This is a genomic window from Pseudoxanthomonas mexicana (assembly GCF_014397415.1).
In the GTDB taxonomy this organism is placed as follows: domain Bacteria; phylum Pseudomonadota; class Gammaproteobacteria; order Xanthomonadales; family Xanthomonadaceae; genus Pseudoxanthomonas_A; species Pseudoxanthomonas_A mexicana.
Window position 1 is genome coordinate 712,253 of the sequence record NZ_CP060731.1, and the last position, 18,808, is coordinate 731,060.

At 68.5% G+C, this 18,808-nt stretch carries 15 protein-coding genes and 1 pseudogene; 11 read left to right on the forward strand and 5 right to left on the reverse strand.

The features are described from left to right. The first annotated feature begins 88 nt into the window (after positions 1–88). The 4 genes from IAE60_RS03210 (at position 89) to IAE60_RS03225 (ending at position 4,413) form a co-directional block, all read left to right on the forward strand. Positions 89–1,534: an FAD-dependent oxidoreductase gene (locus IAE60_RS03210; RefSeq protein ID WP_187573847.1), complete on the forward strand. Its 1,446-nt coding sequence runs from the start codon at positions 89–91 to the stop codon at positions 1,532–1,534. Positions 1,535–1,656: 122 nt separating this feature from the next. Then, the gene (locus tag IAE60_RS03215; RefSeq protein WP_187573848.1) at positions 1,657–2,541 is read left to right on the forward strand and encodes a methylglyoxal synthase; all 885 of its coding nucleotides are present in this window, start codon (positions 1,657–1,659) and stop codon (positions 2,539–2,541) included. Between the two features lie 115 nt (positions 2,542–2,656). Beyond that, a complete protein-coding gene (locus tag IAE60_RS03220; protein ID WP_187573849.1) occupies positions 2,657–3,832 on the forward strand; it encodes a benzoate/H(+) symporter BenE family transporter in 1,176 nt (391 codons plus the stop codon). Positions 3,833–3,957: 125 nt separating this feature from the next. Further along, entirely contained in the window at positions 3,958–4,413 is a 456-nt protein-coding gene (locus tag IAE60_RS03225) for a PepSY domain-containing protein (RefSeq protein WP_187573850.1), read from the forward strand. Positions 4,414–4,467: 54 nt separating this feature from the next. Here IAE60_RS03225 and IAE60_RS03230 read toward each other — a convergent pair whose 3' ends face one another. From IAE60_RS03230 to IAE60_RS03245, 4 genes are all read right to left on the reverse strand, one after another. Beyond that, positions 4,468–5,712, reverse strand: coding sequence for a TCR/Tet family MFS transporter (locus tag IAE60_RS03230; protein WP_425504452.1), 1,245 nt, complete (start codon positions 5,710–5,712; stop codon positions 4,468–4,470). A 140-nt stretch (positions 5,713–5,852) separates the two neighbouring features. After that, the gene (locus tag IAE60_RS19075) at positions 5,853–6,719 is read right to left on the reverse strand and encodes a D-hexose-6-phosphate mutarotase (RefSeq protein ID WP_187573852.1); all 867 of its coding nucleotides are present in this window, start codon (positions 6,717–6,719) and stop codon (positions 5,853–5,855) included. Next, on the reverse strand, positions 6,716–7,984 hold the full coding sequence (locus IAE60_RS19080; protein WP_222937231.1) for a lytic murein transglycosylase: 1,269 nt from the start codon (positions 7,982–7,984) through the stop codon (positions 6,716–6,718). The genes IAE60_RS19075 and IAE60_RS19080 overlap by 4 nt, the downstream gene beginning before the upstream one ends. Positions 7,985–8,101: 117 nt before the next feature. Continuing rightward, positions 8,102–8,560 carry a protease inhibitor I42 family protein gene (locus IAE60_RS03245; protein ID WP_187573854.1) on the reverse strand — a complete coding sequence of 153 codons (459 nt, stop codon included), beginning with the start codon at positions 8,558–8,560 and terminating at the stop codon, positions 8,102–8,104. Positions 8,561–8,593: 33 nt separating this feature from the next. Between IAE60_RS03245 and queF the strand changes: the two genes are divergently transcribed. The 4 genes from queF to IAE60_RS03265 all read left to right on the forward strand — a co-directional run bounded on the left by queF (position 8,594) and on the right by IAE60_RS03265 (position 12,814). Continuing rightward, complete coding sequence (gene queF / locus IAE60_RS03250) at positions 8,594–9,412, forward strand: NADPH-dependent 7-cyano-7-deazaguanine reductase QueF (protein ID WP_187573855.1); 819 nt, start codon at positions 8,594–8,596, stop codon at positions 9,410–9,412. A gap of 109 nt (positions 9,413–9,521) precedes the next feature. Further along, entirely contained in the window at positions 9,522–9,827 is a 306-nt protein-coding gene (locus IAE60_RS03255; RefSeq protein ID WP_162110057.1) for a LysM peptidoglycan-binding domain-containing protein, read from the forward strand. 30 nt (positions 9,828–9,857) lie between these two features. After that, positions 9,858–10,340, forward strand: coding sequence for a hypothetical protein (locus tag IAE60_RS03260; RefSeq protein WP_187573856.1), 483 nt, complete (start codon positions 9,858–9,860; stop codon positions 10,338–10,340). Between the two features lie 242 nt (positions 10,341–10,582). Next, positions 10,583–12,814: an NADP-dependent isocitrate dehydrogenase gene (locus IAE60_RS03265; RefSeq protein WP_187573857.1), complete on the forward strand. Its 2,232-nt coding sequence runs from the start codon at positions 10,583–10,585 to the stop codon at positions 12,812–12,814. A 263-nt stretch (positions 12,815–13,077) separates the two neighbouring features. Here the strand turns inward: IAE60_RS03265 and IAE60_RS03270 are convergent, their stop codons facing one another. Continuing rightward, entirely contained in the window at positions 13,078–13,305 is a 228-nt protein-coding gene (locus IAE60_RS03270) for a hypothetical protein (protein ID WP_187573858.1), read from the reverse strand. A gap of 109 nt (positions 13,306–13,414) precedes the next feature. On the opposite strand from IAE60_RS03270, the gene IAE60_RS03275 reads away from it, so the two are divergent. The 3 genes and pseudogenes from IAE60_RS03275 (at position 13,415) to IAE60_RS03285 (ending at position 18,806) form a co-directional block, all read left to right on the forward strand. Next, positions 13,415–14,293 (forward strand): LysR substrate-binding domain-containing protein, encoded by an 879-nt coding sequence (locus IAE60_RS03275; protein ID WP_187573859.1) that lies wholly within the window; start codon positions 13,415–13,417, stop codon positions 14,291–14,293. Positions 14,294–14,362: 69 nt separating this feature from the next. After that, a pseudogene (aceK, locus tag IAE60_RS03280) lies at positions 14,363–16,033 on the forward strand (bifunctional isocitrate dehydrogenase kinase/phosphatase); the annotation flags it as partial. Positions 16,034–16,100: 67 nt separating this feature from the next. Further along, entirely contained in the window at positions 16,101–18,806 is a 2,706-nt protein-coding gene (locus IAE60_RS03285) for a bifunctional acetate--CoA ligase family protein/GNAT family N-acetyltransferase (RefSeq protein ID WP_187573861.1), read from the forward strand. The last annotated feature ends 2 nt before the right edge of the window (positions 18,807–18,808 follow it).

Sequence of the window (18,808 nt, forward strand, 5' to 3'; positions counted from 1 at the left end):
GCTTCGCCGCAACCGGCTCCGGCTCACCCTCTCCCGGCCTTCGGCCACCCTCTCCCATCAAGGGAGAGGGGAATCAGGTACTGTCCTCATGAGCAAGAAGCAGGTATTCCAGTTCCTCGACCTGCCGCGGACGATGCCGCAGCGCATTCCGCTGGAACTGCGCATGTCCGGCGACTGGGGCGAGCTGTACGGCAGGTTCGGCAAGGAGGAGGCGCAGTACCAGGCCGGACGCTGCCTGGATTGCGGCAATCCGTACTGCAGCTGGAAGTGCCCGGTGCACAACGCGATCCCGCAGTGGCTGCAGCTGGTGCAGGAGAACCGCATCGAGGAAGCCGCGGCGCTCTGCCATTCGACCAACCCGCTGCCGGAAGTCTGCGGCCGCGTCTGTCCGCAGGACCGCCTGTGCGAAGGCAGCTGCACGCTGGAGGAGTTCGGCGCGGTCACCATCGGCGCGGTGGAGAAATACATCGTCGATACCGCCCTGGCCCAGGGCTGGCGCCCCGACCTGAGCGCCGTGCAGCCCACCGGCAAGCGCGTCGCCGTCATCGGTGCCGGGCCCGCGGGCCTGGGCTGCGCGGATCGCCTGGCGCGGGCCGGCATCCAGGCCGTGGTCTACGACCGCTACGAACAGATCGGCGGCCTGCTGCAGTTCGGCATCCCCAGTTTCAAGCTGGACAAGGGCGTCATCGCGCAGCGCCGCGAGGTGCTGGAGGGCATGGGCGTGGAGTTCCGCCTGGGCGTGGAAGTCGGCCGCGACATCACCCTGGCACAACTGCTGGACGACTACGACGCCGTGTTCCTGGGCACCGGCGCCTACCGCTACACCGATGGCGGCCTGCCCGGCCAGGACCTGGAGGGCGTGCTGCCGGCCCTGCCCTTCCTGGTGCAGAACGGCCGCATCGTCAGCGGCAACGATCCCTGGGGCCGGCCCATCGCCGGCTGGGAAGACCAGTTGCAGCTGCCGGACCTGCAGGGCAAGCGCGTGGTCGTGCTCGGCGGCGGCGATACCGGCATGGACTGCGTACGCAGCGCGATCCGCCTGGGCGCGGCCAAGGTCACCTGCGCCTACCGCCGCGACGAGGCGAACATGCCCGGTTCCGCACGCGAAGTCGCCAACGCGCGCGAGGAAGGCGTGCGCTTCCTGTTCAACCGCCAGCCGCTGGCCATCGTGGCCGGCGTGGACGGCAAGGTCGCGGGCGTGCAGGTGGTCGAGACGAAGCTGGGCGAACCGGACGAACGCGGCCGCCAGAGCGCCGTGCCGATCGAAGGCAGCGAGTCGGTGCTGGAAGCGGACGTGGTGATCATCGCGTTCGGCTTCTCGCCGACGGTGCCGGCGTGGCTAGCCGAGGTCGGCGTGGAAGGCACACCGAACGGCCGCATCGTCGCCGGTGGCGGCGACCGTCTGCCGTTCCAGACCACGCATCCGAAGCTGTTCGCCGGCGGCGACGCCGTGCGCGGTGCCGACCTGGTGGTCACCGCCGTGGCCGAAGGGCGTGATGCGGCCGGCAGCATCGCGACGCTGCTGCTCGCGTAGGGCGGGCTCAAGCCCGCCTTGTCGCGAAGCCGCGTATGGCGTCGTCGTGCGGGGCGCCCCCCGTGGCGGGCTTGGGCCCGCCCTACGCTAGACTCGCGGCTCCTCCCTCTTCCTCATCGATCATGCGCCTGGGTCTGGCCGCCAACCGCCTGCACCACCACACCGAAGACGCAGCGCTGTTCCGCTGGCTGCGCGCCTGCGAACCCGGCATCCGCGACCTGCGGCTGGCACTGCATGCGGTCGGCCGCACACATGATGCGATCGCCGCCGCCGGCATGCTGCGCGGCTACGACGGGCTCAAGCGCTATCCCTACGGGCGCGACGGCGGACTGATGAAGCTGGTGGCGGAGGTCGTCGGCCTGGAAGGCGCGGAGCGCAGCCTCGACGGCGCGATCTACTTCATCGATCCGGTCGATCCGTCTTCGATCTTCCCCGAGGCCACGGCGCTGAAGCGCCAGTGCGTGATCCATGGCAAGCCGTTCCTGTCGACGGTCGCCTCGGCGCGCGACTGGGTGGAGATGGAACGCATCCATGCGGGCCTGGCGCCCGACCCGAACGCGGACCGTTTCCACGCGCTGGAATCCCAGACCCTGGCGCTGATCGCGCACGATGCGATGAAGCCGCAGATGCTCGCCTTCGCCGACGCGCACTTCGACGTGCTGTCCCGCTTCGCCCACCGCATGGCCACCGGCACCACCGGCCTGCGCCTCAACGAACTGGCCTGGAGCCGTGGCTGGCCGCAGGACGTGCCCTGGGTGGAACGCTTCCAGAGCGGTCCGCTCGGCGGCGACGCGCAGATCGCCGACCGCGTGCTGGAGCACCGTTGCCAGCGGGTGATCTTCTTCGAGGATCCGCACGTCGCGCGGCAGCACGAGGCGGACATCCAGCTGCTCGAGCGCGCGGTGACCACGGTGACCGATGAAGCGGTGTGCACCACGTCGCTGGCGGTGGCCAAGCGCTGGTGCGAGGCGGTGAACAAGCGTGGGATTCTTGTAGGAGCGACGTAAGTCGCGACCGCACGCCCGGACTGCCTTCGGACCCGAACCACACCCATCGGCAGGACGAGATAGTTCAGTCATTTCGGTCGCGACTCACGTCGCTCCTACAGGTGCCGCAGCAGCAATGAGTTCCCCACCCCGCCATCTGCTGAAAGACCTGTCCCTGTCCGCCATCGCGGCCGGCTTCGTCACTGTCCTGGTCGGCTTCGCCAGCTCGGCGGTGATCGTGTTCCAGGCGGCGCAGTCGCTGGGTGCGACGCCGGAAGAAATCTCCTCGTGGATGTGGGCGCTCGGCCTGGGCATGGGGCTGACCTGCATCGGCCTGTCGTTGCGCTACCGCATGCCGGTGGTGACCGCGTGGTCCACGCCCGGTGCGGCCATGCTGATCGGCAGCGTCGCCGGGCTGCCGCTGTCGGATGCGATCGGTGCGTTCCTGATGTCGGCGTTGCTGATCGCGGCGTCGGGCTTCTCGGGTCTCTTCGAACGGATGATCAGCCGCATCCCGGTGTCGCTGGCGTCCGGCATGCTGGCCGGCGTGCTGCTGCGCTTCGGCATCGACGCGTTCGCCGCGATGGAAACGCAGCTGGGCATGGTGCTGACGATGTTCGCGGTCTACCTGCTCGCGCGCCGCCTGCTGCCGCGTTACGCGGTGATCCTGACCCTGCTGGTCGGCATCGCCTTCGCTGCCGGACTTGGGCTGCTGCGCGTGGACGGCCTGTCCCTGCAGCTGGCGAAGCCGGTGTTCACCACGCCGACGTTCTCGCTCGCCGCCATCGTCGGCATCGCCTTGCCGCTCTTCATCGTGACGATGGCGTCGCAGAACGTCCCCGGCGTGGCGGTGATCCGCGCGTCGGGGTATGCGATCCCGATCTCGCCCGTCGTCGGCTGGACCGGCCTGGTCAACCTGCTGCTGGCGCCTTTCGGCGCGTTCGCGCTGAATCTCGCCGCGATCACCGCCGCGATCTGCATGGGACGCGAAGCGCACGAGGATGCGGCACGACGCTACGTGGCGGCCATCGCGGCCGGCGTGTTCTATGTCGTCGTCGGCCTGTTCGGCGCCACGGTGGCAGCGCTGTTCGCCGCGTTCCCGAAGGAGCTGATCCTCGCGATCGCCGGCATTGCCCTGCTGGGCACTATCGGCAACAGTCTGGCGGCGGCATTGCGCGACGAAGCGGAGCGCGAGCCGGCGCTGGTGACGTTCCTCGTGACGGCCTCGGGTCTGTCGCTTGTAGGCATCGGCTCGGCGTTCTGGGGCCTGCTGGCCGGCGTGGTGACGTTGTTGGTGCTGCGACGCACGTAGCCCGCGTTCGCACGCGGCTCATGCAGGTGAACACCGCGTGGAGTGTTCAGTTTGGAGGGGGTGGGTTCACCTGTGGGTGACGATCGGGTGGGCAGGATCGGTCCACCCCTCCACCGGAGATTTCCATGACTGTTCGCAACCGCCATCGCTTGCTGACCCTTGCCGCCCTGGCTGCACTGTCCGCTGCCGCCGTCGCCCAGCCGCCTGCGCCCACGGCCGGCAAGGATGCGCTGAAGGAACCGCAGGTGCGCACCCTGCTCACCGAGAAGGGCTACACGAACATCGACGACCTCGATTTCGAGGACGGCATGTGGGAAACCGACGCCACCAGCGCCAACGGCGACCGGGTGGACGTGCGCATCAATCCGGCGAGCGGCGACGTGATGGCCGAGAAGCTGGTGTCCGATCTCAGCGAGAACGACGTGAAGGCCAAGCTGACGGCCGCCGGCTATTCCAAGATCCACGACGTCGACTTCGACGATGGCGTCTGGAAGGCCGAGGCCGAACGTGCCGACGGCAATGACGTCGAGATCCACCTGGCCGCCAACACCGGCGAGATCATCCACGTCGAGAACGATTGATCATCGCGCAGGCCGCGTAACGGAGAAGGCCGCCCTTGGGCGGCCTTCTTCGCATCAATGCGCTGCCGCTGACGGCGGCCGGGCGAAGCGCCAGCCCACCAGCCAGCCGATGGCGAGCAGCAGCGCCGCCAGCAGCCACGGTGCGCCCGGCAGGTGCGCGGGCGCTGCCTTGCCGATGAACAGCGCGAACGTGCCGGCGAACATCATCGGCCCCACGATGCCGGCCAGGCTGACCAGACTCATCAGCGCGCCCTGCACGCGGCCCTGCACCTCGGCCCCGACCTGCTGGGTGATCAACGCCTGCGTGGCCGGGCCCGCCAGGCCCCACAGCGCGCTGATCGGCAGACCGATCAGGAACATCCAGCCCAGGTCCGCCATGCCATAGATGCAGAAGCCGACCACGCCGCATGCCAGCCCGAACAGCAGCGTGCGGCGTTCGCCGAACTTCGGCACGACGCGACCCACAAGACCCGCCTGCACGATCACGCTGCACACGCCGACGGCGGCGAGCACCCACGCAACCTGTTGTTCGTTCCAGCGGTACTGGTACTCGGCGAACAATACGAACACGCTGGGATAGACGTAGTGCGCCAGGTTCGCGATCAGCACCACCGCCGCCAGGCCGAACACCTGGGGATAGCGCTTCAGCAACACCATCGACCCGACCGGATTGGCGTGCGACCAGTCGAACGTCGCGGTGCGGCGCTCCTTCGGCAGCGACTCCGGCAGCACGAACACGCCATACAGGAAGTTCAGCAGCGCCAATCCGGCCGCGAACCAGAACGGCAGGCGCAGGTCGATGGCGCCCAGCTGGCCGCCGATGATCGGGCCGATGATGAAGCCCACGCCGAAGGCCGCACCGATCATGCCGAAGGCCTGTGCCCGTTTCTCCGGGGCGGTGATGTCGGCGATGTAGGCGTTGGCCGTGGTGAAGCTGGCCGAGAACACGCCCGAGAAGATGCGCGCCACGAGCAGCCACGGCAGCGACTGGGCCAGCGCCATCAGCACGAAGTCGATGCCCAGGCCCAGGCAGGACAGCAGGATGACGGGGCGGCGGCCGAAGCGGTCCGACAGCGCGCCCTGGATCGGCGTGCAGACGAACTGGATGGCGGCGAACAGCATGCCGAAGGTGCCCACCCACCACGCCGCCTGCGCGAAATCGCCACCGGTGAACTGGCGGACCAGGCCGGGCAGGACGGGAATGATCACGCCGAAGGACAGGATGTCGATCAGCACGGTGATGAAGATGAAGACCAGGGCGGCGCGGCGGCCGGCGGGTGCGGAAGCTTCGGCGTTCACGGAGCGGAACCGGCGAAAAGGTGCGCAAGTGTAGGGCATCGGACCGCCGCCCACCGTGCCGGCGCCTGTAGGAGCGCCCTCGGGCGCGATGCTTCTGCTCCCGAACCTGGGCGAAAAAAGCATCGCGCCCGAGGGCGCTCCTACAACCGCGTCACCGACACCACGTGGCTCAGCCGGTGCCGCTGTCCCGGCTCCAGTTCGATGGCGTCCTCGCCGGCATTCGCGGCCTCCAGGCAGACGAAGGTCCGCCAGCCGTCATCGGGCATGTCGGCGATCGCGCATGCGCCGGCCTCGCCCGGATTCCACACCACCAGCGAACGGCTGCCGAAGGTGTCCAGCCGAATGCGCCGACCGCCCGCTGGATCGATCAGTTCGAACCGATGACCGGTGCCGGCGTAGATGCGGTCGCTACGGCCGGGATCGCGCACGTCGTGCAGCGACCAGTCGCCGGACTGCACGTGCGTATCGCCGTCGTACTTGTCCGCGTAGCGAAGGCCATCCAGGCCGGTGACTGCCACCTGCATCGCGTCGGCGACACGGAAGTACGTGTGCAGCGCCTGGGTCAGCATCACCGTGGATTCGCCGCGGTGCACCGTGTCCAGGCTTTGGCGGAGCTCGCGTCCGACCCGCACGGTCTGGACCAGCTCCAGCGGCAGGCCCTCGCGCAGCGGCAGCGCCAGCTTGAGCACGACGCCGCCGTCGGCTTCGCGCTTCACCTCCGTCAATGGCCAGCGCGAGACGCGCGCGTGGCCATGCTGGGGCGCATCGTCCGGCTGTCCCTGTCGGCCGAAGTAGGGCCAGCACACCGGCACGCCACCGCGGATCGCCTTCGGCGGCATCGCCGTGGTCGGTGACAGCCACAGCAGATCGTCGAACCCGGCGGGCGCGAACGAAAGCACCTGTCCGCCATGCAGGCTGATGCGGGCGGTGGACGACGGCGTCTCGATGCGGAGTACGTCGATGTCGTGCCAGACCTCGCGGGTGACGCCATCGGGAAGCGCACTCATGGCGTTTGCGGCTCCGGTGGCGCGACGGGCGGTCCTTCCGCCTTCAGCGCGGCGAGGATCTTCGCGCCGGCGCGGCCATCGGCGGGCTGCAGGCCCAGGCGCTGCTGCTCAAGGACGATCGCGCGCCGCGTCTGCGTGCCGATCATGCCGTCCGCGGTACCGATCGCATGCCCGCGCGCCAGCAGCAGCGTCTGCAGTTCTCGGCGCTGCGGACGGCCAAGGCCCGGATCGTCCGTGGGCCACGCCGTCAGCAACCCCTTGCCGCCGCGCAGGCGGTCGGCCAGCAGCGCGATGGCCAACGCATAGCTTTCGGCCGCGTTGTACGAATAGATCGCGTCGTAGTTCTTGAACACGAGGAACGCCGGCCCCGCCACGCCGGTCGGCACCAGCACCGCTGCTGCGCGGTCATCCGCGGGCAACGGCTGCCCGTCGACGCGGGCGACCCCCTGCGCGACCCACTGCGTCAATGGTTTGCGGTTGGTGCGGCCGACCTGCGCGACATCGAAGCCTGCAGGCAACTGCACTTCGTAGCCCCACGGCTCGCCGGTGCGCCAGCCGGACTTCACCAGGTAGTTCGCGGTCGAGGCCAGCGCGTCGGGAATGCTGTCGATCAGGTTGCGTCGCCCATCGCCATCGAAGTCGACCGCGATGCGTTCGTACGTGCTGGGCATGAACTGCGTGTGGCCGAACGCCCCGGCCCACGATCCGGTCAGCCCGTCGGCACGGATGTCGCCGGCCTGCAGCAGCTTCAGCGTGGTGAGGAATTCGCCGCGGAAGAACGCCTGTCGCCGGCCGAAGCACGAGAGCGTCGACAGCGACACCAGCAGCGGCCGCTTGCCGAACACGCGGCCGTAGTCGCTCTCCACGCCCCACACCGCGACGACGGTGGCGGGATCCACGCCATAGGCCTGCGATACCCGGCCCAGCAGTTCGGCGTGCGTAGCCAACATGGCCTGTCCATCGCTTACGCGCTGCTCGTCGACCAGGGCCGCCAGATAGTCCCACAGCGGCGTGGTGAACTCGGGCTGCGCGTCCAGCAGGTCCAGCACGCTCATGTCGGCGGCCAGGCCCTGGGTGTACGTATCGAAGCTGGCCGTCGTGACGCCCTGCTTCTCGGCGACGCCGCGCAGGCTGGTCATGCAGGTGGAGAACACCGGATCCGGTGCGGGCGTTGGCGCCGCCGCGTCAGGCGCTGGGGTGACAGGCAGTGAACGCGGTGGCGTCGCGCCGGATGCAGGTAGCGTCTGTGCGATGGCGGGAACCATCATCGCCATCGACAGCAGCAGGACGGTCGCGTTGGACCTCATCTCGGCCTCCCTGGCCTTCTGGGGGGAGGCGCCACTTTGCCCTGTGCGGAGCGCGATTGCGACCCTGCAGTACCGTCAGCGGACCTCGATCCGGTACTCCACCACCTCCACCGGCGGCAGTGTCTCCCAGGGCCGCCGGTATTCCAGACGGACGGTAGTCTCCCCGGCCTTTTCCGCCCGGAACCACCAACGCGCGATCGACGAAGCGCCGGGCATCGGCGGCTGCGTATCCATCGGCGGCGGCGTGGCCGGGCCCGGGGTGCGCGCCAGCACGGGAGCCCCGTCTGCGGTGAATTCCCATTGGTAGCCGGTGCTGGCGTTGGACATCAAGGCGATCTCCAGGACCTGACCGACGCGCATCGCCACCGGCGCCGTGCCCTCGGGGCAGACGATGCCGTCGTCCGGCAACGTGTCGGCTGGTGGACCGCCGCCCGTCGCCGGTCCGCTGGCGCAGGCCGACAGCAGCACGCACAACCCGATCACCCGCCATGCATTCATCGTCGCGTCCTCGCTGGAGACCGGGTGGTTATACACCGCCGCTTTAGGCCCCGTCCGTAGAATGGCGGCATGAACAACACCCCCCAGGATTCCTCGCTGGGTCGCGAGGTCGCGTATCCCGCGCATTACGACCCCACCCTGCTGTTCCCCATTCCGCGCCAGGGTGCGCGCGACGAGATCGGCATCGCCGCCGATGCCCTGCCGTTCGTCGGCCACGACCGCTGGCATGCCTACGAACTGAGCTGGCTGGATGCCCGCGGCAAGCCGCGCGTGGCCACCGCCACCCTGACGGTGCCGTGCGCATCGCCATGCCTGATCGAATCCAAGTCGCTCAAGCTCTACCTCAACTCGCTCAACAGCACGCGCTTCAACAGCGACGCCGCCGTGCTGGAGCGCATCGCCACCGACCTGTCGGCCCGCGCTGGCGCGGACGTGGGCGTGGCATTCGGCCTGCCGCCCATGGCCGGAGCGCCAGAGGGCGAATCGATCGATGGTCTGGACGTGGAGATCGACCACTACGGCCCCCCGCGCGCCGAGTTCCTGGCCGCCGATCCTGAAGTGCAGGTCGACGAGACGCTCTCGTCGGAGCTGCTTAAGTCGAACTGCCCGGTGACCGGCCAGCCCGACTGGGCCACGGTAGTGATCCACTATCGCGGCCCGCGCATCGACCGCGTCGAACTGCTGCGTTACCTCGTGAGCTTCCGCGACCACGCGGAGTTCCACGAGCAGTGTGTCGAACGGATCTTTCACGATGTCATGGCGCACTGCCGGCCGGCGTCGCTGTCGGTCGAGGCGCGTTACACCCGTCGCGGTGGCTTGGATATCAATCCCTGGCGCGCCACACGTGACATGAATGTCCCGCTTATGAAGCGGGATCTGCGGCAGTAATGTTGCTCGGCTAACAATTGAGGCGATTTCACGCGCGCGCTATGGTTTCTTAACAGTGCGCGTGCAACGCTTGCTCATCCCAACAGCCCGTCAGGAAGGGGTGGTTGCAATGAGCACAGACAAGAAGGCCGATTTCTCGGACGTCAGCGCGAAGGTGACGTCAACCGAGCAGATCGTCGAGAAAGCGGATTTCTCCGATGTCACTGCGCGCGTCGAGAGCACCGAGGAGATCGTGGGTCAGCAGACCTATACGATCGAGAAGGGCGACACGCTTTCGAAGATCGCAAAGCAGCACTTCGGCAACGCCAATGCGTGGAAGCAGATCTTCGAAGCCAATCGCGACACCATCGACGATCCGGACCGCATCTTCCCCGGGCAGGTGATCAAGCTGCCGCCCAAACCCGCTGATGCCTGATTGTCACCACTTTTCAGAAGGATCGAACCCATGAAGCAGAACCGCATCTCCTACGCCCTGGCCGCCGCGCTGGTCGGCACCGTCGCTCTGGTCGGCTGCAAGAAGAAGGAAGAACCCGTGGCCGCGCCGCCGGCCGCCGTTGAACCGGCGCCTGCACCCGCCGAACCCGCACCTGCCCCCATGCCCATCAGCGCGACCAGCGTTACCGTGGGCAACACGATTGCAGCGGACAAATCCGTCGCCGCCGTTGGCATGTTCGGCGTGAAGGACAAGATCATCGTGTCGGTCAAGACCGATGCCACCACGCCGGCCGACGCCACCATCGAGGCCAAGCTGACCTTCCAGGACGGCCAGGAAGCCGCCAAGCAGTCCGCGACCGTCAAGGCCGAGGACGCGGGCACCACCAACATTGAATTCACCAAGGCCACTGATTGGCCCGCCGGCAAGTACAAGGTCGACGTGACCTTGAACGGCCAGCCCGTCGGCATGACCCAGGAAATCGAAGTCAAGTAATCCGCAAGGCAAGTCTCTCTCCCACGTGTGTGGGGCAAGCTCGGGCGTGGAGGAATCCACGCCCGCTTTTTTTGTCCGCGGATACCGGCTTCGGAAGGTTCCACCCGCAACCTTCCCGGCATGACCCATTGCCCCGGACAGTCCGGCCCCGTCCATACCCCCTCGTTTTGCCCTGCGTGCGGTGGCGCGCGACAATGGCGCGCTGAGTTCCCCGTCGCCCCTTGTCGAGAGCCCTTGTCCCCATGTCGGATACGCCCCGCATCATCTACACCCTCACCGATGAAGCCCCGTTCCTCGCCACCCAGTCGCTGCTGCCGATCGTCGAGGCGTTCACCGCGCCGGCCGGCATCGCCGTGGAGACCCGCGACATCTCGCTGGCCGGCCGCATCCTGTCGCAGTTCCCCGAATACCTGAGCGACGCGCAGAAGATCAGCGACGACCTGGCCGAGCTGGGCCAGCTGGCGACGCAGCCGGAAGCCAACATCATCAAGCTGCCCAACATTAGCGCCTCGGTGCCGCAGCTGAAGGCCGCCATCAAGGAGCTGCAGTCCCAGGGCTACCCGCTGCCGGACTATCCGGATGAACCGAAGGACGACAAGGAAAAGGACGCCAAGGCGCGCTACGACAAGGTCAAGGGCAGCGCGGTGAACCCGGTGCTGCGCGAAGGCAATTCCGACCGCCGCGCACCGCTGTCGGTCAAGAACTTCGCCCGCAAGCATCCGCACCGCATGGGCGCCTGGAGCGCGGATTCGAAGTCGCACGTCGCCCACATGGCCGCCGGCGACTTCTTCGGCAGCGAACAGTCGGCCACGCTGGCCGCCGATGGCGCGCTGAAGATCGAACTGGTCGCCACCGACGGCACGGTCACCGTGCTGAAGGACAAGGTGAAGGTGAAGGCGGGCGAGATCGTCGATGCGTCGGCGATGAGCCGCAAGGCGCTGGCCACCTTCGTGGCCGAACAGATCGCCGATGCGAAGGCGCAGGGCGTGCTGTTCTCGCTGCACCTCAAGGCCACGATGATGAAGGTCTCCGACCCCATCATGTTCGGCGTGGTGGTCACCGAGTTCTACAAGACGGCGCTGTCCAAGCACGCCGCGGTGCTGGAGCAGATCGGCTTCGATGCCAACAACGGCATCGGCGACCTGTACGCGCGCCTGGGCGCGCTGCCGGCCGACCAGCAGGAGGCGATCAAGGCCGACCTGCAGGCCGTGTATGCGGAGAGCCCCGCCCTGGCGATGGTCAACTCCGACAAGGGCATCACCAACCTGCACGTGCCCAGCGACGTGATCGTCGATGCCTCCATGCCGGCGATGATCCGCGACTCCGGCAAGATGTGGAACGCCGAAGGCAAGCTGCAGGACACCAAGGCCGTCATCCCCGACCGCTGCTACGCAGGCATCTACCAGGCGGTGATCGAGGACTGCAAGGCGAACGGCGCGTTCGACCCGGCCACGATGGGCAGCGTGCCCAATGTCGGCCTGATGGCGCAGAAGGCCGAGGAGTACGGCAGCCACGACAAGACCTTCCAGATCCCCGCCGATGGCACCGTGCGCGTCACCGACGACGCCGGCCAGGTGGTGTTCGAGACGCCGCTGGAAGCAGGTGACATCTGGCGCATGTGCCAGGCCAAGGACGCGCCGATCCAGGACTGGGTGAAGCTGGCCGTGGGCCGCGCGCGCCTGAGCAGGACGCCGGCGATCTTCTGGCTGGACAAGGACCGTGCGCACGACGCCCAGGTGATCGCCAAGGTCGAGCGCTACCTCAAGGACTACACCACCGACAATCTCGACATCCGCATCCTGCCGCCGGTCGAGGCCATGAAGGTGTCGCTGGAGCGCATCCGCAAGGGCCAGGACACCATCTCGGTGACCGGCAACGTGCTGCGCGACTACCTGACCGATCTGTTCCCGATCATGGAGCTGGGCACCAGCGCCAAGATGCTGTCGATCGTGCCGCTGATGGCCGGTGGCGGCCTGTTCGAGACCGGCGCCGGTGGTTCCGCGCCGAAGCACGTGCAGCAGTTTCTGGAAGAGGACTACCTGCGCTGGGATTCGCTGGGCGAATTCCTCGCACTGGCGGCGTCGCTGGAGCACCTGGGCCAGCGCTACCTCAACACGCCGGCGAAGGTGCTGGCCAACGCACTGGACGTGGCCAACGGCCGCATCCTGGACGAGAACCGCTCACCCGCGCGCAAGGTCGGCGAGCTCGACAACCGTGGCAGCCACTTCTACCTGGCCCTGTACTGGGCGCAGGCGCTGGCCGCGCAGGACGAGAACGCCGAACTGAAGGCGAAGTTCGCGCCACTGGCGAAAACGCTGGCCGACAACGAAGCGACCATCCTCGCCGAGTTGAACGGCGCGCAGGGCAAGGCGATCGACATCGGGGGCTACTACCACCCCGACCTCGCCAGGACCGCCGCCGCGATGCGCCCCAGCAGGACGTTCAACGAGGCGCTGGCGACGCTGTCGGCCTGAGGTCTATCGCTTCCTCCGCTTGATCCAACGCCCGGCCCTGTGCCGGGCGTTGTGTTTCCGCGCCTGCATTTTCAGTGAGGGAGACCCCGCAACTGGGCCGGGTGATGCCGACGTCCGCATGGCAGCGGAATTCGTTGCGAGTTGTCTGTAGGAGCGACGTGAGTCGCGACCGTAGATCCGCTGCCCTCGTAGTCTCCCGCGCGTCCGGCTGTGCGGTCGCGACTCACGTCGCTCCTACAGAGGCTTCTGTCCCATGGCACGGATCAGCGGAACAGCGACAGCGAGGTCATCGCGCGCAGGCGGCGTGCGCCCAGCCGCTGTACCGCTTCACGATGACGTGCCTGGCCTGCCGCGTCGTGCACGTGGTGCCGGGGCGCGTGTTCCGGCAGCGCGCTGCTGTCTGAGTGGGCAATATGGCCCTGCAGGAACAGCATGCCCTGGCTCATTCCGCCCAGCTGCTGCCACCACTGCTTCCTGGTTCCGGTTTGCATTGGACTGCTCCGTGGCGCCGGTGTCCGGCTTGAAGGACTCCCAAGGTAGGCGCATGATCGGCCGCGAAAAAGCGAAAGCTCCGCAAGCCAGCCTTGAGGTGGATTCAAGATGAGCCGACTTCCCCTGGACCAGGTGGACGCGTTCGTCACGGCCGCGCGCCTGCGCAACCTGACCCGCGCCGCCGAGGCCATGCATCTCACCGTGAGCGCGTTGAGCCACCGCATGCGCCTGCTGGAACAGCGGCTGGGCCACAAGTTGCTCGCACGCGGACCGCGCGGCGTGGAACTGACCCCCGACGGGCAGCGCCTGTTCGATGCGATCTCCGGGCCGCTCGACACCATCGAGCACGCCCTGCGGCGCGCCACGCTGCGCAACGACCACACGGTGACGCTCAGCCTCATCCCCTCCATGGCCACGGCCTGGCTGGTGCCGCGCCTGCCGGCGTTCCTCGCCACGCATCCCGAGCTGGGTCTCAACCTGCAGTCGAGTACGCATGTGGTCGACTTCGAGCGCGAGCCGGTCGACCTGGCCCTGCGGCTCGGCGGCGGACGCTGGGCGAACGTGCAAGCGGAGTTCCTGTTTCCCGAATGGATCACGCCGGTCGCCAGCCCGGCCCTTCTGAAGCAGCACGGCCGGCCGGCGCCGGACCAGATGGCCAGGCTGCCGCTGCTGGGCGATCCGGCCAACCGCTGGAAGGACTGGTTCGAGCATTTCGGCGGGCAGCCGCCGGCGCGCTACGTGGCGCAGTTCGACGACACCGAAACGCTGCACCAGGCCGCGGCGCAGGGCGTGGGCGTGGCGCTGGCGCGCTGGACGCTGGCCGAGCCGCTGGTGAAGGCCGGACGGCTGGTGACGCTGACGAAGAAGCGCCTGCAGGCCGACTTCGCCCACTACCTGGTGTATCCGGAACGCAGCCTGGGCCATCCCGGCTTCCGCAAGGTGCGCGCCTGGCTGCTGGAGCAGGTCGGCGTGGCGGTGGAGCGATGACTCCAGCACGGCCCCGCTAACATCACGCGCATGGTTCCCGCCGATGCCATCGCCCGCCTGATCCACGACGCTTTCGCGGACTACCACGCGCGGTTCGCCGAGATCACCCGCCGGGCGAAGACGCGGTTCGAGACGCAGGACTGGGCCGCTGCGCGCGCCGATGCCGTCGAACGCATCGAACTGTACGACCAGTGCATCGCCGAATGCGCGCTGCGGCTGCAGTCGGTCCTGCTGGGGCAGGCCCACGACCGGTCGCGGTGGATGGCCGCGCGTGGTGCGTTCGAGGCGCTGGTCGCCGGACAGATCGACCGTGAGCTCTACAAGACCTTCTACAACACGCTCAGCCGGCGCTTCTTCCGCATCCGCGGCGTGGACCCGGCCCTGGAGTTCGTCGCGCTCGACGTCGAGCCCACCGATGCGATCACCCATCCGGTCGCGCGCCACAGCTATGCGGTGTCGGAGCAGCGGCCGACCGAGACCTTCGCGCGGGTGCTGGCGGACTACGGCTTCGACGTGCCCTACGCGCACCGCACGCGCTGCGCGGCGGCGATCGCGGTGCGGCTGCAGGACGACCTGGCGCACTGGGGCGCCCAGCCGGTGCGCGCCATCGAACTGCTGGATACCGTGTTCTACCGCGAGCGCCGCGCCTACCTGGTGGGCCGCGTGTTCGGCGAACACCGGTTCTCGCCCTGCGTGATCGCACTGGTCAACGACGGCGGCCAGCTGAAGGCGGAAGCCGTACTGACCCGCCGGGCCGACGTGGCGCACCTGTTCGGCACCTCGCGCAGCTACTTCCACGCCGACCTGGCGACGGTCGGCGACGCGGTGGTGTTCCTGCGCTCGCTGCTGCCGGGCAAGCCGATCGACGAGATCTACACCGTGCTGGGTCGTGCCAAGCAGGGCAAGACCGAACGCTACCGCACCTTCTTCCACCATTTCGCCGCGCAGCCGGACGAACAGCTGGTGCATGCCGAAGGCACGCGCGGCATGGTGATGGCGGTGTTCACCCTGCCCAGCTATCCGCTGGTGTTCAAGGTGATCCGCGACCGCTTCGCCTATCCCAAGGCGATGAGCCGGCAGGATGTGGAGGACAAGTACGACCTGGTCTTCCATCTGGACCGCGTCGGTCGCCTGCTGGACACGCAGACGTTCCGCTACCTGCGCTTCCCGCGTGCACGCTTCGCGCCCGCCCTGCTCGATGAACTGCGCGAAAGCTGCGGGCACAGCCTGAGCGAGGATGGCGACGACCTGATCGTCCACCTGTGCTACGTGCAGCGCAGGCTGCGACCCTTGAACCTGTACCTGCGCGAGCAGAAGGCCGAGGCCGCGCGCGCGGCCGCACTCGACTACGGCCAGGCCATCAAGGACATGGCGCGCAACAACATCTTCCCCGGCGACATGCTGCTGAAGAACTTCGGCGTGTCGCGGCACGGACGCGTGGTGTTCTACGACTACGACGAGCTGCGGCTGGTCACCGACTGCCGCTTCCGCGACTGGCCGCAGGCCACGACCTACGAAGAGCAGATGGCCGATGCGCCGTGGTTCCACGTGGATGCGGGCGATGTGTTCCCGGAGCGGTTCCCGCAGTTCCTGGGCCTGCCCGAGATGCAGGCGAAGGCCTTGCAGGCCGCGCACGGCGACCTGTTCCGTCCGGACTGGTGGCGCGACCTTCAGTCGCACCTCGCCGCCGGCGACTATCCCGATACTCCACCCTATCCGGATACGCTCAGGCTGGCGTGACGGCGCGCAAGTCCGCGCAACAGGCGGCGCGTTACCCTAGCCGCACCGAGGAGACCGCCTTCCCGCCATGAGCACCTACCGCCTCGACTCGATCTTCCGCCCGCGCGCCGTGGCCGTGGTCGGCAGCCAGTCGCGCCCGCGTTCGGTGGGCCGCGCGGTGGTGGAGAATCTCCTTGCCTCCGGCTTCAGCGGCCCCATCGGCCTGGTCAACAAGCATCCCTCGCCGATGGACGGCGTGGCGACCGTGCGCCACCTGCATGAGCTGCCCTGGACGCCGGACCTGGTGGTGATCGCCACGCCGGCGGCGACGGTGCCGCAGCTCGCCGCCGAGGCGGCCGGGAAGGGCGCCGCCGCGGTGGTCGTGCTGACCGCCGCGATGGGCAGCGGCCCGGGTTCGCCGGCCGCGCAGCTGGAAGCGCTGACGCGCGAGAAGGGTCTGCGCGTGCTCGGCCCGAACTGCCTGGGCGTCATCGCGCCGCATGCGCGCCTCAATGCCAGCCTCGCCAGCCGCTTCCCGAAGGCGGGCGACCTGGCGCTGATTTCGCAATCCGGCGCCATCTCCGGCGGGCTGGTGGAATGGAGCATGAGCCAGCCGGTCGGCTTCTCCGCCGTGGTGTCGCTGGGCGATGCGCTGGACGTGGATTTCGCCGATCTGCTGGACTACTTCGCCACCGACAGCCGCACGCGCGCCATCCTGCTGTACGTGGAAGCCATCCGCGACGCGCGCAAGTTCATGTCGGCCGCGCGTGCGGCGGCGCGCACCAAGCCGGTGGTGGTGGTGAAGTCCGGCCATGGCGGGAGTCCGCAGGTCACGCCGGCCGGCAGCACGCATGCGCAGAATCTGGCGCGGCCGAACGCGGTCTACGGCGCCGCCTTCCGACGGGCGGGGCTGTTGCGCGTGCGCTCGCTGCACGAGCTGTTCGCCGCGGCGCGCACGCTGGGCCAGGTCCGCCCGTTCCAGGGCCGGCGGCTCGCCATCCTCACCAATGGCGGCGGCGTCGGTGCGCTCTCGGTCGACCACCTGTACGAACAGGGCGGCTCGCTGGCCACGCTGTCCGAGGCCACGCGCGATGCGCTGGACCGCATCCTGCCCGTGGGCTGGTCGCGCACGAATCCGGTGGACCTGCTGACCGACATCGATGCCGACCGCTACGCCGCGACGATCGACGCACTGCTGGCCGATCCCGGGAACGACGCCTTGCTCGCCGTCAACGTGCCCACGGTGTTGTCGTCGTCATCGGAAGCGGCCCACGCCGTCACCCGCCTGCTGTCGCAACGGCCCGGCCATGGCACGCGGAAGCCGGTCTTCACCGTCTGGCTGGGCAACGACCCGCAGGCCGAAGCCGTGCTAGACGCCGCGCAGGTGCCGCGCTATCCGAATGAGTCGGATGCGGTCGCCGGCTTCATGCACCTGGTCCGCCATCGCGAGGTGCAGGCCGCGTTGATGGAGACGCCGCCCAGCCTGCCGGAAGACTTCAGTCCCGACGTGGCGCTGGCGCGCACGCTGGTGGACAGCGCGCTGGATGCCGGCCAGACCTGGCTGGATCCGTTGGCCACCACACAGCTGCTCGCCGCGTACGGCATCCCGATGGCGCCGCTGTGGCGCGCCGACGACGCCGACGACGCCGCCCGCATCGCGGCGCCGCTGCTGGCCGAGGGCGCGACGGTGGCGGTGAAGATCCTCTCGCCCGACATCCCGCACAAGTCCGACGTGGACGGCGTCCGCCTCAACCTGGCGAATGCCAACGCCGTGCGCGAGGCGGCGGCCGGCATCCTGCAGCGCGCCCGCGAACGCCGGCCCGAGGCGCGCATCGAAGGCGTACTGGTGCAGCCGACGGTGTTGCGGCCGAAGGCGCGCGAACTGATCGCCGGCATCGCCGACGACCCCGTATTCGGGCCGGTAATCGCCTTCGGCCGGGGCGGCACCGCCGTGGAAGTGATCAACGACCAGGCCGTCGCCCTGCCACCGCTGGACCTGCGCCTGGCCCACGAGCTGATCGCGCGCACCCGTGTCTCGCGCGTGCTGAAGGCCTACCGCGACGTGCCGGCCGCCGACGAGCGCGCCGTCGCGCTGGTGCTGGTCAAGCTGGCGCAGCTGGCGGCCGACATCCCCGAGATCCAGCAACTCGACATCAATCCGCTGCTGGCCGACCGCGAAGGCGTGGTGGCCGTCGATGCCCGCATCGCGGTGGCACGCGGGCGTGTGCTGCACAAGGGCCGCGGCCATCCGCGCTTCGCCATCTTCCCGTATCCGAAGGAATGGGAACGCACCATCGAGCTCGCCGACGGCCAGCCGGCGCTGGTGCGCCCGGTGCGGCCGGAGGACGATGCGATGTTCCGCGAATTCTTCACCCACGTGACCGACGAAGACCTGCGCCTGCGCTTCTTCCAGTCGGTGCGCCACTTCAGCCACGAATTCATCGCGCGCCTGACCCAGCTCGACTATGCGCGCTCGATCGCGCTGGTGGCGATCCATCCGCAGACGCACGAGATGCTGGGCGCGGTGCGCCTGCACGCGGACGCGAACTACGAGAAGGGCGAGTACGGCATCCTGGTGCGCTCGGACCTGAAGGGCCACGGCATCGGCTGGAAGCTGATGCAGATCATGATCGAGTACGCGCGATGGCTGGGCCTGAAGGTCATCGAGGGCCAGGTGCTGCGCGAGAACCGCACCATGCTGGCGATGTGCGAAAGCCTGGGCTTCACCGTGAAGCTGGATCCCGACGATCCCACGCTGATGAACGTCAGCCTGCCGGTATTGGCGGGCGCATAGGG

Bases quoted from the DNA above. Each gene is read 5' to 3' on its own strand.
- IAE60_RS03210 (WP_187573847.1), top strand. From the start codon at position 89: ATGAGCAAGAAGCAGGTATTCCAGTTCCTCGACCTGCCGCGGACGATG.
- IAE60_RS03215 (WP_187573848.1), top strand. From the start codon at position 1,657: ATGCGCCTGGGTCTGGCCGCCAACCGCCTGCACCACCACACCGAAGAC.
- IAE60_RS03220 (WP_187573849.1), top strand. From the start codon at position 2,657: ATGAGTTCCCCACCCCGCCATCTGCTGAAAGACCTGTCCCTGTCCGCC.
- IAE60_RS03225 (WP_187573850.1), top strand. From the start codon at position 3,958: ATGACTGTTCGCAACCGCCATCGCTTGCTGACCCTTGCCGCCCTGGCT.
- IAE60_RS19075 (WP_187573852.1), bottom strand. From the start codon at position 6,719: ATGAGTGCGCTTCCCGATGGCGTCACCCGCGAGGTCTGGCACGACATC.
- IAE60_RS19080 (WP_222937231.1), bottom strand. From the start codon at position 7,984: ATGGTTCCCGCCATCGCACAGACGCTACCTGCATCCGGCGCGACGCCA.
- queF (WP_187573855.1), top strand. From the start codon at position 8,594: ATGAACAACACCCCCCAGGATTCCTCGCTGGGTCGCGAGGTCGCGTAT.
- IAE60_RS03255 (WP_162110057.1), top strand. From the start codon at position 9,522: ATGAGCACAGACAAGAAGGCCGATTTCTCGGACGTCAGCGCGAAGGTG.
- IAE60_RS03260 (WP_187573856.1), top strand. From the start codon at position 9,858: ATGAAGCAGAACCGCATCTCCTACGCCCTGGCCGCCGCGCTGGTCGGC.
- IAE60_RS03265 (WP_187573857.1), top strand. From the start codon at position 10,583: ATGTCGGATACGCCCCGCATCATCTACACCCTCACCGATGAAGCCCCG.
- IAE60_RS03270 (WP_187573858.1), bottom strand. From the start codon at position 13,305: ATGCAAACCGGAACCAGGAAGCAGTGGTGGCAGCAGCTGGGCGGAATG.
- IAE60_RS03275 (WP_187573859.1), top strand. From the start codon at position 13,415: ATGAGCCGACTTCCCCTGGACCAGGTGGACGCGTTCGTCACGGCCGCG.
- IAE60_RS03285 (WP_187573861.1), top strand. From the start codon at position 16,101: ATGAGCACCTACCGCCTCGACTCGATCTTCCGCCCGCGCGCCGTGGCC.